The sequence below is a fragment of the Bordetella tumbae genome (assembly GCF_965139195.1).
Classification (GTDB): domain Bacteria; phylum Pseudomonadota; class Gammaproteobacteria; order Burkholderiales; family Burkholderiaceae_B; genus Bordetella_A; species Bordetella_A tumbae.
The window spans coordinates 43,585-57,946 of the sequence record NZ_CBCSJH010000021.1 but is presented as its reverse complement, the minus strand read 5'-3'; the positions used below and the strand labels follow the sequence as shown (position 1 = coordinate 57,946).

Here is a 14,362-nt window from a genome sequence, read left to right as displayed (position 1 = left end):
TTGGCCCAGCCCGGCAACAAAAAAGGGCTGCGACGATCATCGCCNCCCTTTTTCACGTCTGGCGAATTTCGCCAGAGAGGTGATTTAGCCACCCGAACCCGGCGTGGTCGAGGTGCCCGGGGCCGGCGTGGTGCTCGAGCTGTCCGGAGCCGGGGTGGGTGCCGTGGGAGCGGGTGCCGCTGGCGCCGGTGCGGTGGTCGACGGTGCCGAGCCGGCGGGGCTCGAGGTGTCTTCCTTCTTGTCGCAAGCGGTCAGCGCTACGGCCAATACCGAAGCAAGAATCAAGGTTTTGCTGATCATGTTGAGACTCCTGTGAAATGACGATCATGCGGCCCCAAATCGGGGAAATCAGATTCCCATTAGGGGAAACCAGTAGTCAGGCTACAGGAATCAGGCGAGCGCTGGCGTGTAAAAATTAAAGCGGTGGCATCTAAAACGTAACAAGCTTTACTGATACGTTTTCGATATTTCTTAATGTTTCAGATGCCTCGTCCTCTCCGCTAACTGTGGGAGATGGATACGAATTTCTGTGGGATTTGTGCACAGCCCGCCGCTCCGGGTCCTGGTTGGAACTTTAAATTACATAGCGCCACTCAGTCAGACAGCTAAGTAGCACAACTACGTCTCCGGAGCGGACGATGCAAATGAGTGGACAGATCTTTCTGACAGAGCTCGCGCGTCTTTTAGGCGCACACCAACCTGAGGACAGCGCCGCCCTTTATCTCACGCTCGAGAGCGATGTGCAGGTCACAGTCAGTCTGGAGACCTCTAGCATCGAGAGTGTGCTCTTGTATGCGGAGCTAGGTGACGTACCCAGCGGGGACGCGTTTCTGCAGGACATGGGACAAGCGAATTTTCTGGGGGCTGGCACGGAAGGCGCCGTCCTCGCCCTGCGGCCGGATGATCCTGTCGCATGCCTCTTCAAGCAGGTCCCTATTGGCATCCATAGTCCGGATGATTTTCTGCCCCTTCTCAAGACATTTTGCGAAGTTGCCACCAATTGGCAACAGCGAATCCGAACCTATTGATTAATGGGCCGCGTGCCTAGCGAAGCGCCGCAGCGTAGCGCTATTAAAGCAATGGAGTGTCAAGATGGTCGGCAAATTACTTTCTACAACTTTCTCGCCGGATTCCCTGAACGATGCGGTGGTTGCGCACCCGTCTACGGACAAAAATACCCAGAGCGATGAGTTCGGCACACGGTCTACCGTTTCAGCTTGGGGCTTCTGGGGGTGGCTTGGGTACCGTGTTCATACGGCGTCGACGTTAGGTCAGCAGCAAGAGTTGTTCGCGCAACTCAAATCCGAGCTTAGAGAAAAGTACTTGAAGGTTGGGTCTATCAACTCTGAGACGGAGGCAAGCGCCCGTCGATTGAATTCGGAGATCAGCAGCGCAGAAAAAAAAGGATCATTCCGTGGCACTGATCAAGAAAAGGCGTCGATCAAAGCGGTCCGTCTCGCCGCCATCGCACGAATCGAAGCGGAGATCGATCTTCTATCCTCCAAAAAGGGCGCGTTCGTCACGCCTAGGATGATTGCCGAGCTCAGAAGCAAGGCCGACGTTCAATTTGCATCCATTACGATGAGAGGTCTGGATGATTATCGTCCGCAATCCACGGGCGGACGTGTGTCAGACGCTCAGAATTTCAATCCTTTGAAAGACTATAAGTCTTTGCTGAGGCGTAGCCAGACCGGATCAGAGGTTATTCGTTTCACGACGGACAGCGACATGTCGAGTAAGGGAAATCACGACGCTATTAAGTCCGAGAGTGGAGCGGCACAGCTGATGCTTGTACCTCAGGGAAGCGTTCCCGGGGAAAAAAACGTTGCCGAGAAAACCCTGGCGCACTGTCTGGCATCGCTTAAGCACGCCTATTTTCGTACAGACGCTGACGCAGGCTCGATCAGTACCAAGGAGTTGGCCTTTGATCGTCTCGTCAGTAAATACGTAGAAAGCAGATTAATTGACAAGACGACGGGACGGCTCTGTGATCTCACGAAAAACGACTTTCAAGCGTTAGAGCGATTGGCTTTCAAGAATCGGTCGACCGTAGGCCGCGCTGAAAGGCCGTTTAATGAGATGTTCGGAGCCGGTGCGGGAGATCCCGCCCACTCTCGCTACTCAGGATTTACCCTCGATAAGGACGCGGGTGTTATTCATTTGATCAGCGAAAACCCTCGGCACGCAGTCATGTATATCGAGACATTGGATTCCGAAAAGCATGTGTGGAAACTTACCAAACTCGATTTTGCCTACATAGCGGACACGTTACGGGCAAACCAGTCTTTGTTTGAAAGGCTCACGGACGAGTTGCTGCTTTGCGGGACGATCGGGCTCTCGGAGGGGGCTGTGATTCGGAGCATGAATGGAAAGGATGAGTATGACGTGATCCATCCGACGGTTATTTCAGCGGCAGATCTGAAAATCGGTAAATCTGTTCCTACTGACCCGTTGGGTGTCATAGGGAGCGGAAAAATGAAGGATGTCACCAGCATACGTTTGCCGATGACAGAGATTAAAAAAATCATCCAGACTGCGATCATCCAGCGTGAAAGTGAAATAAAGGATGAGCCGAATGATGTACCTCTCTATCATGTTTTCGGCAGGAATGCTTCCAAGGAAGAGTTGGGTAGCGAACTGAAGAGCTATCAACATAAGCAGGCCAGCGCCATGCGGGAGCTCGTTCGAATCCAGATGCTGTTTGATCATTTCGCCGAAATGAACCTCGACAGCAAAGAAGCAATCGCCGCCCAGGCTGCAGCCTCCGCTCAAGCTGCAGCCGCTGCCCAAGCTGCACCTCCCGCTCCCGTCCCCGTCATCCCCGTAGAGAGGCCATGGTGTCCGGAGGTGCTTCAATCGCTTCGCGCTCAAGGGCTCCTTGGGGGGCTATCGCTCGAGTCGCTGCAGCGTTCGCCACCCGACACGTCAATGCGCAAGGTTTTTGAGACCATGAGGGAGCGAATCGAAATCGTACAGGACGCATACGTCGCCTCAAGCAAGGCACGCGCAAAGCGAACTGACCTGGAGAACTACATTAGACAAGATGCCCATCGTTTCAGACATAGCGTTAACGGATTGCTGGAGGACGGCAAGACGCTTTCTGCTAGCGAGCGCGGGCAGCTTGAGAAACTTTCCGCATCCGAGATCAATGGTTTGTTGGCGGATCTTTGGAAGAACCAAAGTGCCATTCATCAGCTTTCTCAAAAAATTGAGAAACTATCGAATATCGAATCCTTAGAGTTGGATCTCAAGGCGGTTCGGAAAGAACTAGAGATGCGACAAGTGTCCAGGACTATCGCGAACGAGGTGTGGCAAAGCTCGAACGACAAGCTGGCTGCCGCGATGCGAAAACTCAAACCCGACAATTGGGAGGCCACCCCCAGTTCGGAAGAACTCAAGAAGTATAAGAAGGATGGTTCCTTCGAAGCCGTATATGAGACGTTCGTAAAGGACGCTATTGCGACCCAGCAGAAAAAGCTCGCGTCATCCGACCCTCTCCGAATTGATTTGATCATGGCGCGCATCCGAGAAAAGGCAGTTCGTCAGCCGAAGTCTGAACTCGCCTCGCTTTCGAATGCGTTGACAACGCAGGATTTTGAGCCACTTGCTGCCCGGCTTAGCGAGTTGAAGCCGGCCGGCTGGCGCCCGAACTGGACGGCGGATCGGCTCAGAGCGTCATTTTTGACCGACGCCAAAAGGCTCAATGACTATATTGACAACCTGGTAACAGAGCCAATGTTCGTGGAGAATAACAACAAGTCGGCCTCAGAAGCCGAAAAAGTAGTGCGTGACTCGCTCTACCCATTATCACGGCCATCAGCGGTTCGCGCCAAAAATTCCGACGAAGATTTGGCTCAAATTCGGGCCAGGAATTTCGGTGGCGAGGCGCCCAAAGTTCCTAGCTCGATGAGCGACGAAGCACTCGCCGAACTGGCGGCCGGCCTGGAGAGCCTATACAACACGCGTAGCGCTGAAATGATCAAGGGGGCGGATGGCTATACCGCGACCGATGAAAAAGGCCACCGTGCCGTTCGGGCGGGGAATTGTGCGGATTGGGTGCGCAGCATGATGCGGTTAGCGGGAGTGAATATCGAGGGTATCAAGCTCGCCTCAACGTCCAGCATTATTCCCGACCGTTACAACCTCCCTGATCCACAGGTACTGGCTCGTGGCCGGTACGACAGCTTCCGTGTCGGCGTTGCTCGTACTGGATTCAAGCTGCATGAGAAAACACCGCCATCGGTGAGGGAAATTTCACCTCAACCTCGGACTGCGCTGCAGAACCGGGACGGGTTTCTGATGCGACGGCGTAGGCATGGCGTCGAATATGACACGACCCAACGGTGATGAGCGTGCTGCCGCGTCTCGGCTTTGATTCCTGATGATGATTGAAACCATGACCATGAATACTATGACGACTTCTGAAACGCACCTCGAACAGTTGAGCGCGACCATGGGTTTGCCGCTCTCCTTCGACGAGGGCGTTTGCACTATCGCGCTGGACGACGCTCTTATCATCTGTATCACTAACGACGTGGACCGGGGGGCGTGGATGATCAGCGCCCTATTAGCAGACGAAGGTCAGATGGAGACGCTGGATCCGCAAGTCTGCCTATACATGAACTTTCTATTGCACATGCGCGATCTCGGGGCTATCGCGCTGACTGACCGTTATGGGCCGATGTTTTTGGTTCATCGTCTGCCTGTCGTACAGATGTCTCACGACGATGTGGTCAGCCGTATGGAGGACTTTATCGAGGCGTGGCGTCTGGTGAAACTGCGGCTGTTCTTTCCCGAACGAGCCGATGACAACCAGAGCGCCGAGTCTGACAGTGACATTGGCCGCGAGATATTCGTCGTTTGATCAAGCCGTTCGGAACGGTTGCCGATGGCCTAGGCTTGCCGATAATGCAACCAACCGGCATCCAGCCAATCCATCAGGCATTCGCGCTCATCTTCGCCCAGTTTGCGGCAGCGCGGGTCGTCGCATGACAGGCGGCGGGCATCGGCCAGGGCGCGTAATGCAGGGTGGGCGGTGACGATAGCGGTTTCGCCATTGATGAACAATTGCTTGCCGCGATACAGCATGCGGGTGCGGCGATCCAACTCCAGATAGCCGCTGTCCGGCCATTCCGACCCTAGGTCGACGACCGGTTCGGCCGGCGGATCGAACACGCTCAGGTTGCTGGGCTCGGTCAGCCAGCAGCCCAGGAAACGAGAGGCCAGCGCATCGTCGAAACGGACTTTGGCCAAGGTGTCCAGGGTGGCCTGCACGAGGTCGTCGGGCAGGGCGGCGGGGGTCTCGACTGCAGGTTGGCCCGGGTCACGATAAAGCGCATCGAGCTTTGGTCCAGGCAATGCGGGTTCGCCATACGGGCCTCCGAGCAAGCCGATGCGTGCCATCGCTTGATCCGCGGCAGCCTCCAGCAGGCCGCGTGCCAGAATGGCCTGTGTGGGCGCGCGAAACCCGATCGAAATCGTCATGCAGTCGCCGCCGACGGCAACGCCATCGTGCGCCGCCTGAGGCGGCAGATACAGCATGTCGCCCGGTTCCAGGATGACATCGTGTTCGGGCGTAAAGTTGTCCAGTATCTTGAGCGGCAAGCCGGGTTGCAGGGTCAGATCCTTCTGCCGGCCATAGCGCCAACGACGGCGCCCCGAGGCTTGCAGCAAGAAAACATCGTAGCTATCGAAATGCGGCCCCACACCGCCGCCATCCGAGGCCACGCTGATCATGACGTCGTCCAGACGTGCATCCGGAATGAAACGGAACAACTGCAACAACGCCATGGCGGCATCGTCGTGCAGATCCACGCTTTGCACGAGCAGCGTCCAGTCCGGCTCCGCAGGTTTGGGCAGGCGCGCAAAGGGGCCGTTTTCCATTTGCCAAGCGCCGTCCTCGCGCCAGATCAGGCGTGATTCCACATCATCGCGGCGCGCCAGCTTTTTCACATTCGCAATGCTGACCGGCGGTTTGAAATTCGGCATCGCCTGCCGGATCAGCAACGGCTTGCGTTGCCAGAAGCGACGCATAAAGTCGGCGGCGCTGATGCCGCCAAGCAGAGTCAAGGGTTCGTTGATGTTCACGGTAGGCAAGCTTTGAGGCGATAAAGGGCTTCCAACGCCTCGCGTGGCGTCAGGCTGTCGGGATCGATGTGGGCCAGTTCGTCACGCAGCGTGTCCAGCGCCGCCGATTCTTCGGAACGATCGCTGGCGGCATTGGCTTGCGCGTCGGCGTCCAGGGCTGCGGCGAACAGGCCCAGCTGCGGCGTAGGTGCGCCTTGGGCTTCCAGGCGTTCCAGTTCACGTGAGGCATGGCGAATGACCGCTGCGGGAATCCCCGCTCGTTGGGCGACTTGAATCCCATAGCTGCGGCTGGCAGGCCCCTCGCGGACCTCGTGCAGGAACACAATGCCTCCCGCGGATTCGGCGGCTGCCAAGTGCACGTTGGCGGCAGTGGGCTGCTCGGCAGGGAGACGTGTCAATTCGAAATAGTGCGTGGCAAACAAGGTCAGGGCCTGGTTGTGCGTAATCAGACGCAGCGCTATTGCCCACGCTAACGCCAAACCGTCATAGGTGGAAGTGCCTCGGCCGATTTCATCCATCAACACCAGGCTGTGCGGCGTGCTGGCTGCGAGGATTGCAGCTGCCTCGGTCATCTCCATCATAAAAGTCGAGCGTCCGCCCGCCAGATCATCTGCCGCGCCAATGCGCGTGAAAATACGGTCCAGTTTGCCGATGGTGGCGCGTTGTGCAGGCACAAAGCTGCCCGTACGTGCCAGCAATGCGATCAAGGCGATCTGCCGCATATAGGTGGATTTACCGCCCATGTTAGGGCCGGTGATCAACAGCATGCGGCGCGTGGCGTCGAGCGAGCAGTTGTTAGGCGTAAAGCGCTCGATCGTACGCTCCACCACCGGGTGACGGCCCGCCTCGATGGAAATATCGGCCTGCTCGGTCAGCTCGGGCGCGACCCAGCCATGACGGCGTGCATGCTCAGACAATGCGGCCAGGGTATCCAGTTCTGCCAGTGAGACGGCGCACTCCGAGAGCGGGCGCACGAACGCTGCCAGTGCATCCAGGACCTGCTCGTATAACCATTTTTCCCGAGCCAGCGAGCGGTCCTGGGCGGACAGGACTTTGTCTTCCCAGGACTTCAGTTCAGGCGTGATGTAGCGCTCGGCATTCTTGAGCGTCTGGCGGCGGCGGTAGTCGTCGGGCACCTTGTCGGTCTGGCCCTTGGTGACTTCGATATAAAAACCATGCACGCGATTGAACTCGACGCGCAGGTTATTGATGCCGGTCCGCTCACGCTCGCGAGCCTCCAGCTGCAGCAGGAAATCTCCTCCGTCTGCAGCCAACGCCCGTAGCTCGTCCAGCTCGGCATCGAAGCCGGCAGCGATCACGCCGCCGTCGCGGATGGCGACAGCCGGCTCCTGGGCAATCGCGCGGTTCAGCAGATCGGCAATGGCCGGGTCCAGCGAGAGATGGGCTGCGAGCTGCGCGAGGCGAGGCGTGCTCTCCATCGGCTCGAGCAACTCGCGCAACGTGGGCAGGGCGGACAACGCGTCTCGCAAGCTGGCCAGTTCCCGGGGGCGCACCGACCGTAGCGCCAGGCGCGAGGCGATGCGTTCGACGTCGGGAAATGCGTCCAGTGCGTCACGCAGTGTTTCCAACAAGCCTGCGGCACCAAAGGTCTGCTCCACGTCCATGCGACCCGCCAGCAAGGCGGCGATGGCTTGTTGCCGGGCTTGCGCAGGCGCATTGTCGCGCAAGGGGTGATGCAGCCAACGTCGCAGCAACCGGCTGCCCATCGGTGTCTGGCAACTGTCGAGCAATGAGAACAAGGTCGGGGAGTCTTCACCACTCAGGGTTTGAGTCAACTCCAGATTGCGGCGCGTGACCGGGTCCATCAATACATACTGGCCCGGGCGGTCAACGGCAATGCTCTGCACATGGGCCAAGGCCTGCGATTGCGTCCGTGCGGCATAACGCAGCAACGCGCCCGCCGCGCAGATGGCTGCCGGCATGTCGTCCACGTCAAAGCCCGACAAGGTATCGGTCTTGAAGTGCGCCAACAGATGCGCGCGTGCACCATCGCTCTCGAAATGCCAATCGGGGACGCGCGTACGGGCGCCGTCGAACGACAGGGGCAACTCGGCACTTTCTGCGTAGACCAATTCTGCTGGCGCAATACGATGTAACTCGGACTCGATCTGCGCGGGGGCACATTCGGTCACGCGAAACTCGCCGCTGGCCAAGTTCAACCAAGCCAATCCGGCGCGTTGGTTGCGTGCTTTACCGCTGATGCAGACGGCAGCCAGTGCGCGGTCGGCTTTGGCTGGCAGCAGCGCTTCGTCGGTGAGGGTGCCGGGCGTGACAATACGCACGATGCGCCGCTCGACCGGACCTTTAGAGGCCGCAGGGTCGCCGATTTGTTCGCAAATGGCGACGGATTCACCCTGGGCAACCAGACGGGCCAGGTATTGCTCCATGGCGTGCACCGGAATGCCCGCCATGGGAATCGGCGTGCCGTTCGAGGCGCCCCGTTTGGTCAAGGTCAGACCCAGCAAGCGAGCCCCGCGCTCGGCGTCTTCGTAGAACATTTCGTAGAAGTCGCCCATGCGATAGAACAGCAGCAACGGCCCCGCTTCGGCTTTGAGGCGAAGATATTGCTGCATCATCGGCGTATGGCCGGCCAGGGAATCGGTAGGGGATTTTTGCGGTGCGGAATTCATGCCCGGTATTGTATCGGGCCAGGGAGACGGCGGAAGTGGGATGAGTGGCTAATGGGGTGAATAGGTCGGAACGTTTATCTTCGCGCATGCTTGTTGCAGGCGCCTGTCGCGAGTCCATAGACGGACATCATCTGTCATCAGCGTAGAGGCGAGCAAGTGTAGGTCGACATATCCTATACCTAGACCATACAGCTCTGCATGATGCAGTAGATGCAACGCCTCCTCAAATGTGGCTGCTTTGACTTGAGGCAAGGCCATCAGACTGCTGAGAATGACATCGCGATTGGACAGGCTGCCCAATGCAAGTTCCCCAATGATGTAGGGATGCGTGGTGACTTGGCCATCGTCAAGCAGATGTTCAAGCACCAGATTGCCTGGCTTGCCAAGGAAATCGATCCAAATGGAAGTGTCAGCTAGGATCATCGACAGGGTCCGACCGGCGGCGAGGCACCGGGTTAAGATCGGGCGAAGAGCCGCCCATGCGCGCCAAGCGCCGTGAGGCCTCGATTTCCACCATTTGTTTCAAAGCCTGCTGGAGTAATGCGGATGTTTCCTGAATGCCGGAAAAATCTTTCGCTTTAGCAACCAATTCATCGTCCAACGTTATGGTTGTTCGCATGATCTGCTCCCGCGTTCTATATGATTAGCATCAAATTTAGCATCATTTGATGTAAAAATTGATGATTTCGAGAGGGAGGTCTGCATTTGTACTGATTTTTCTGCAATGGAGAGGGCCATCGCCCAACGCTTGGCGCAGTATTGGTAAGGGCGGCAGGATACGTCCTCAGGCCTGCGGACGAGTGGTTCGAGATCTCATTGCCGCAAATTCGGACTGGATCGGGTTCAAAAGTTGGCAAATGGCGATTTATCTCACACGGATCTGATCAGGTCGCGTCGCCGCTCCCACACTGCAGGTGCAACCAGATGGGCGGGCCGTTGATTTTGTAGCGCGTCAATCACCTGAGAGGCGACTGCTCGGGCGGTACGGGCCAGAGCTTGTTCAGTACTGCCTCCCGCATGAGGCGCCAAGAGGACGTGAGGCATGTGTAGTAGCGCCGAGTCAATCGCGGGTGGTTCTTGGGCAAATACATCCAGGCCTGCTCCACCTATCTGACCGGATGCTAGATGGCGTACGAGTGCGGCTTCATCTACCAAGTCGCCTCGCGCGGTATTGATGATGAGCGACCCCGGTTTCATAGAGGCGAGCAGAGTATCCGTCAGTAGTGGACCGGTGCCAGGACGGGAGGGACGGTGCAAGGACAGGACATCGACCTGATGGACTAGCTCGGGCAGGCTATCGATGGACTCGAAACCGGCATCGGTAATTTCCTCGGGTGCGACCGAGGGAGAGTACACACGTACTGCCATCCCAAAACCGCCAGCCGCCATCCGTGCCAATAATCGTCCGATCTGGCCAAAGCCGACGATGCCCAGCGACATGCTGGAAAGTTCTTGCAAACCGGGCTCATACCGCACATCCCAATTGCCCTTGCGCACAGCCTGATCCAGCACCACCGTGCGTTTGACCAGCGCCAACATCATCGACAGGGCCAGTTCTGCCACGGAACGTGCGTTGGCGCCGGGAGTGTTTACAACAGGAATTCCCAGCCGTTCGGCTGACGCGAGATCAATGGCATTGGTACCCGCGCCGTGGCTGCCGATGATACGCAGTTTCGGAGCGGATTCGATGGCGAGCGTGTTCAAGCCCGCATTACGGGTAATGACAGCATCGCAGTCTCTAATGGCGTCGGCGACGTCTTGCATGGATGCAGATTTAGGGGTGACGCAGGTGATGCCCGCCGTGCGCAGCATTGCCAGCCCCTGTTCATGAATGGGTTGAACGATCAGACATTTCATCGGTGGGTTGCCTCGAGAAATCCCGGCATTCAAGCCGGAACGAAAAAGGAGAGCCGTTGTGCACCTGTAGGCACTGCCGGGGACTCTTGATGACTACATAGCCGTGTGGTCAGCGGCGAGAATATCGGACAGTAATTGCGTCGCCATCGCGAAATCCGATATGTCCATGGCCTCGTGAGGGTTGTGTGAGCCGTTTTGATTACGCACGAAAATCATGGCGGTCGGAATTTCCTGTTGCGCGAACACCGCCGCATCATGTCCTGCCCCGCTGGGCATAGCCAGCGCAGGGATGGCGCGGGCCGAGGCCAAGGCAGTCAATTGGGCGATCAGCTTTGTGTCCATGAGGGCGGGTTGCGAGCCTGTCTTGGGGCCAAAGTGCACCTCGGTGGAGGTGGCTCGCGCTGTGTCCAACGCGTGATCGCGCAACAACTGATCAAACCGCTCGAGCAGGGGAACGCTAATGCTGCGTACGTCGATGCAGCAGTCCAGTTCGCCGGCCACCTTGCTGAAGGCATGCTGAGCCGGGTTGGTCGATAGTTGGCCTACTGTCACGACGAGGTCCTCGCCATCAGCCTCAAGGTCTGCCCAGGTTTTATCCAGCGCGGTCATCCACAATGCTGCGGCACGCACGGCATCGCGTCGGTAACGCCGGTTGACTGCACCGGAGTGCGCGTATTCGCCGATCCAACGCATGTCGCGATATCGAAAACTGCCGCGGATGCCGGTAACGATGCCCACAGGTATGTCGGCGTCGACCAGCGTCGGGCCTTGTTCGATATGCAACTCGATGAAGCGATCGATCCCGGTGGGGTTTAGCGCAGCACGTCCGAATGCGGCCGGGTCAATAGACAAGGTGGACAGATGTTCACGTAGCGTCTGGCGGGTATCGGCGCGTGGCAGCTCGAGCACCGAGGCGTCGACCAAACCAAAGGCGGCCTTGCTGCCCAAATATGAGTAAGGAAACCAGGTGCTTTCTTCCGCGCGAATCGCCATGACGGTAACGTCGGCCTGTGGCCGATAGCCGGCCGTATGCCAACCTGCCAGCACCGACAATCCTGCGACCACGCCTGCCGCCCCATCGAAATTCCCGCCGGCAGGTACAGAGTCCAGATGCGAGCCTGTCAACCGTACGGGCCGATCCCGATAATGTCCCGGTAATGTGATGTAGAGATTGCCACTGGTATCAACACGAGTTTCCAGACCTAATTGGCGTGCTGTGTTCTGCATCAAGTCGTGGGCGCGTTGTTCTCCGGCACCGTAGGTGTCGCGGGTCACGCCCAGTCCGTCGAACGACTGTGTACGCAAAGTCTCGAAGAGGCGGATTGCCAGGTCGATATCCGGATCGGGGAGATGGCTCATGGGTTATACCAATGAGTAATCGGCGCGGGAGATCGGCGCCAGATGGTCTGTGAGCAGCCGTCCGTAGCCTGGGATCGCGTTAGACAGGCCCAGCAGGCGCAAGCATGCCCAGAAAGTGGCTTGATTGCTGGTGACGACAGGCTTGCCCAGTTCGTCTTCGATATGAGCGATCATATCAATCGTGGCCAAGTTGGTGCACGATAGAAAGATGGCGTCTGCATCCGCGCGATCGATGGCTCGGGCCAACTGGAACGTAGATTGTGGCGGAACACGCCCGATATCGCGCCTTTCTTCCTGCGTGTGGCCCAGATCCAGGCCTTGGATCGATACTACATCAAAGCCATATTGTTCCAGGAAATCGCGCTCGCGTTGATTGACGAAATCAATATAAGGCGTACCCACCGCGATGCGTTTGGCGCCTAGTGCACGTAATGCCGCCACTGCCGCGCCTGCGGTGGCGATGGCTGGGACGCCGACGCGCTCGCTCATCCCATCGCACAGTTCGTCCAATGAGCAGACAATCGAACCGGACGTGCACCCATAGGCCACGACGTCCACTTCGGCAGTCTTGATCAGATCGGCGGCTTCGAGCACGCCTTGTGCCATGCGGTCGTAGTTCTCTTGTGTGGCAGGACCTGCGTTGATGGCACGGCCCGTGTGGATTGTGACACCTTCGGGAGCCAGCCGGTAGAACTCGGGCTCGTTGATGGTGTTGGTCGATGGGACGATCAGCCCAATTTTCGCGCGCCAGCCATAGGGGCGGTATTGCGCGGTCGTTTTCATCAGCGTTTGAACGGGCATTATGCAGTCTCCTCGCGTGCTGCCAGGCGTTTCAAGCCGGCAGCCGCCGTGTTGAAAGTATTGAACAGGGCGTTGACATCGTTGCTGAACGGCATCCAGCGGATACCGCGGGCGATCCAACGCTCGGCGGCATTCAGGTCCTGGCAACTGAAACCCCAGGGAATGCCGTGTTGGCTGCATGTGGCAATGACATGTTCGACGGCCTCTTGGTACAGCGGGTGTTGCATATCACCCGGAATGCCAAGATCCTGGGTGAGATCATCGGGACCTATCATGATGGCGTCCAGGCCCCGTACTTGGCAGATACGGTCCAGATTGTCCAGCCCGACTCGCGTTTCCATCATGGCGACGGTGGCGGTGTTGGCGTTGATCTCCGCGGCCTGGGATAGGGGTGACGACAGTTTGATGTAGTCCGTGTGCGGTCCCCGCATGTTCAGAATGCGTTGTCCATCGGGATAGTATTTGGTGTAACGCAGAATCTGTTCGAGTTGCTCCGGCGTTTCGATATTGGGCAATAGCAGACCCATTGCCCCGGCATCCAGCGGGCGCGTGTAGTCATGAGAGTCCGACCCTGCGGGGCGCACGATGGGTACGATGCCTGCTTCGCGCGCTACCAGGCAGAGTGTCGCCACATCAGCGATCGAAAAGTCGCTGTGCTCCATTTCGATCAGTACGAAATCCAGGCCAGTCGTGGCGAGCAGTTTCATAAAGCGGGGGTGATGCACCATGGTCGCCCAGGTGCCAAATACAGGTTTGTTCTGAGTCCAAAGCTGCTTGAGTGGGTTTTGTTTCATGAGGCGGCGGCTTCCGAGGTAAAGGACATGGTGCTGAATTTGAGTGCGGCCTCGCTCATATACTGAACGGTCGCATTCCAGATGGCGTGTCCGACGCCGGCGCTGGCATGGGTGGGGTCGCCCTGAGTGCCGATGGGAGCGTAGTCGCTGATGTCGCTGAATACCGCAAAACTCGATTTGCCCAACGACACTTTGCCGCTGCTGACGGTCTTGACGTCAGCGGTAAAGGGGCGCAGTGATTCTGTGGCCCGTGCGCGGTCCATAAAAACCAGCTCAGGAAATTTGGCCAATGCCACGGAGGTCACCATTTCAGAGGCATGGCCGCTGGGCGAGCGTTTCGTCTGAAGGCTGTCGCCAGCCACATCGCGCATGATCGAGAACACATCGATCAGGCCGCCAACCGCGTCGTATTTGCGACGCAGATGGCGGCAAACACTCTCGATCGGTCCCAGCGAGCCCGCGTGGATATTGATGAAAAAGAAATGGCGAAACCCCTGGCCGGCCAAGGCATCGCACATGTCTTTTAAATAGGATTCGATCGTGTGCATTTCCACCGACAAGGTGCCGGGGTAGTCCAGAAACATGGCCGAATAATTGACGGGAACGATGGGCGTTACCGCCAAGCCCGTATGCTCACCGATCTCGGTCGCAATGGATTCGCAGATGCGCAATTCGGTGCCTGTAGCCAGATGGCTGCCGTATTGCTCAACGGCTCCGACAGGGATCAAGACGGTATCGCGTTCTGCCAGATAGGCTCGGATGTCATCGTAGGGGTGTTGATCTGTTCGCATAATGCAGGGCCTGTTTGTGTGT

The 14,362-nt window shown here is 57.8% G+C and carries 13 protein-coding genes; 3 read left to right on the top strand and 10 right to left on the bottom strand.

Annotated features, from left to right (window positions below; all coding sequences use genetic code 11):
- Positions 1–84: 84 nt before the first annotated feature.
- Positions 85–300, bottom strand: a complete 216-nt coding sequence (locus tag ACNA0J_RS19530) for an endopeptidase (RefSeq protein ID WP_415820526.1) — start codon at positions 298–300, stop codon at positions 85–87.
- A 344-nt stretch (positions 301–644) separates the two neighbouring features.
- Here ACNA0J_RS19530 and ACNA0J_RS19525 point away from each other — a divergent pair, with 344 nt between their 5' ends.
- The 3 genes from ACNA0J_RS19525 (at position 645) to ACNA0J_RS19515 (ending at position 4,864) form a co-directional block, all read left to right on the top strand.
- Positions 645–1,028: a type III secretion system chaperone gene (locus ACNA0J_RS19525; RefSeq protein ID WP_415820525.1), complete on the top strand. Its 384-nt coding sequence runs from the start codon at positions 645–647 to the stop codon at positions 1,026–1,028.
- Between the two features lie 64 nt (positions 1,029–1,092).
- Positions 1,093–4,347 carry a hypothetical protein gene (locus tag ACNA0J_RS19520; RefSeq protein WP_415820524.1) on the top strand — a complete coding sequence of 1,085 codons (3,255 nt, stop codon included), beginning with the start codon at positions 1,093–1,095 and terminating at the stop codon, positions 4,345–4,347.
- 34 nt (positions 4,348–4,381) lie between these two features.
- Positions 4,382–4,864 (top strand): CesT family type III secretion system chaperone, encoded by a 483-nt coding sequence (locus ACNA0J_RS19515; RefSeq protein WP_415820523.1) that lies wholly within the window; start codon positions 4,382–4,384, stop codon positions 4,862–4,864.
- A 29-nt stretch (positions 4,865–4,893) separates the two neighbouring features.
- Here the strand turns inward: ACNA0J_RS19515 and ACNA0J_RS19510 are convergent, their stop codons facing one another.
- From ACNA0J_RS19510 to ACNA0J_RS19470, 9 genes are all read right to left on the bottom strand, one after another.
- On the bottom strand, positions 4,894–6,033 hold the full coding sequence (locus ACNA0J_RS19510; protein WP_415820558.1) for a ribosomal protein uL16 3-hydroxylase: 1,140 nt from the start codon (positions 6,031–6,033) through the stop codon (positions 4,894–4,896).
- Positions 6,034–6,083: 50 nt separating this feature from the next.
- Positions 6,084–8,738, bottom strand: coding sequence for a DNA mismatch repair protein MutS (gene mutS, locus ACNA0J_RS19505; RefSeq protein ID WP_415820522.1), 2,655 nt, complete (start codon positions 8,736–8,738; stop codon positions 6,084–6,086).
- 48 nt (positions 8,739–8,786) lie between these two features.
- The gene (locus ACNA0J_RS19500; RefSeq protein ID WP_415820521.1) at positions 8,787–9,161 is read right to left on the bottom strand and encodes a type II toxin-antitoxin system VapC family toxin; all 375 of its coding nucleotides are present in this window, start codon (positions 9,159–9,161) and stop codon (positions 8,787–8,789) included.
- A complete protein-coding gene (locus ACNA0J_RS19495; RefSeq protein WP_415820520.1) occupies positions 9,148–9,357 on the bottom strand; it encodes a type II toxin-antitoxin system VapB family antitoxin in 210 nt (69 codons plus the stop codon). Before ACNA0J_RS19495 ends, ACNA0J_RS19500 begins: the two co-directional genes overlap by 14 nt.
- A 251-nt stretch (positions 9,358–9,608) precedes the next feature.
- A complete protein-coding gene (locus ACNA0J_RS19490; RefSeq protein WP_415820519.1) occupies positions 9,609–10,595 on the bottom strand; it encodes a hydroxyacid dehydrogenase in 987 nt (328 codons plus the stop codon).
- A gap of 93 nt (positions 10,596–10,688) precedes the next feature.
- Entirely contained in the window at positions 10,689–11,954 is a 1,266-nt protein-coding gene (locus ACNA0J_RS19485; RefSeq protein ID WP_415820518.1) for a Zn-dependent hydrolase, read from the bottom strand.
- A 3-nt stretch (positions 11,955–11,957) separates the two neighbouring features.
- Complete coding sequence (locus ACNA0J_RS19480) at positions 11,958–12,755, bottom strand: maleate cis-trans isomerase family protein (protein WP_094837462.1); 798 nt, start codon at positions 12,753–12,755, stop codon at positions 11,958–11,960.
- Positions 12,755–13,549 (bottom strand): HpcH/HpaI aldolase family protein, encoded by a 795-nt coding sequence (locus ACNA0J_RS19475; protein WP_415820517.1) that lies wholly within the window; start codon positions 13,547–13,549, stop codon positions 12,755–12,757. The genes ACNA0J_RS19480 and ACNA0J_RS19475 overlap by 1 nt, the downstream gene beginning before the upstream one ends.
- Positions 13,546–14,340: a creatininase family protein gene (locus ACNA0J_RS19470; protein WP_415820516.1), complete on the bottom strand. Its 795-nt coding sequence runs from the start codon at positions 14,338–14,340 to the stop codon at positions 13,546–13,548. Before ACNA0J_RS19470 ends, ACNA0J_RS19475 begins: the two co-directional genes overlap by 4 nt.
- Positions 14,341–14,362: the final 22 nt, after the last annotated feature.

Excerpts from the sequence above, each read along its gene's own strand:
- ACNA0J_RS19530 (WP_415820526.1), bottom strand. The coding sequence starts at position 300 with ATGATCAGCAAAACCTTGATTCTTGCTTCGGTATTGGCCGTAGCGCTG.
- ACNA0J_RS19525 (WP_415820525.1), top strand. The coding sequence starts at position 645 with ATGAGTGGACAGATCTTTCTGACAGAGCTCGCGCGTCTTTTAGGCGCA.
- ACNA0J_RS19520 (WP_415820524.1), top strand. The coding sequence starts at position 1,093 with ATGGTCGGCAAATTACTTTCTACAACTTTCTCGCCGGATTCCCTGAAC.
- ACNA0J_RS19515 (WP_415820523.1), top strand. The coding sequence starts at position 4,382 with ATGATGATTGAAACCATGACCATGAATACTATGACGACTTCTGAAACG.
- ACNA0J_RS19510 (WP_415820558.1), bottom strand. The coding sequence starts at position 6,033 with ATGCGTCGCTTCTGGCAACGCAAGCCGTTGCTGATCCGGCAGGCGATG.
- mutS (WP_415820522.1), bottom strand. The coding sequence starts at position 8,738 with ATGAATTCCGCACCGCAAAAATCCCCTACCGATTCCCTGGCCGGCCAT.
- ACNA0J_RS19500 (WP_415820521.1), bottom strand. The coding sequence starts at position 9,161 with ATGATCCTAGCTGACACTTCCATTTGGATCGATTTCCTTGGCAAGCCA.
- ACNA0J_RS19495 (WP_415820520.1), bottom strand. The coding sequence starts at position 9,357 with ATGCGAACAACCATAACGTTGGACGATGAATTGGTTGCTAAAGCGAAA.
- ACNA0J_RS19490 (WP_415820519.1), bottom strand. The coding sequence starts at position 10,595 with ATGAAATGTCTGATCGTTCAACCCATTCATGAACAGGGGCTGGCAATG.
- ACNA0J_RS19485 (WP_415820518.1), bottom strand. The coding sequence starts at position 11,954 with ATGAGCCATCTCCCCGATCCGGATATCGACCTGGCAATCCGCCTCTTC.
- ACNA0J_RS19480 (WP_094837462.1), bottom strand. The coding sequence starts at position 12,755 with ATGCCCGTTCAAACGCTGATGAAAACGACCGCGCAATACCGCCCCTAT.
- ACNA0J_RS19475 (WP_415820517.1), bottom strand. The coding sequence starts at position 13,549 with ATGAAACAAAACCCACTCAAGCAGCTTTGGACTCAGAACAAACCTGTA.
- ACNA0J_RS19470 (WP_415820516.1), bottom strand. The coding sequence starts at position 14,340 with ATGCGAACAGATCAACACCCCTACGATGACATCCGAGCCTATCTGGCA.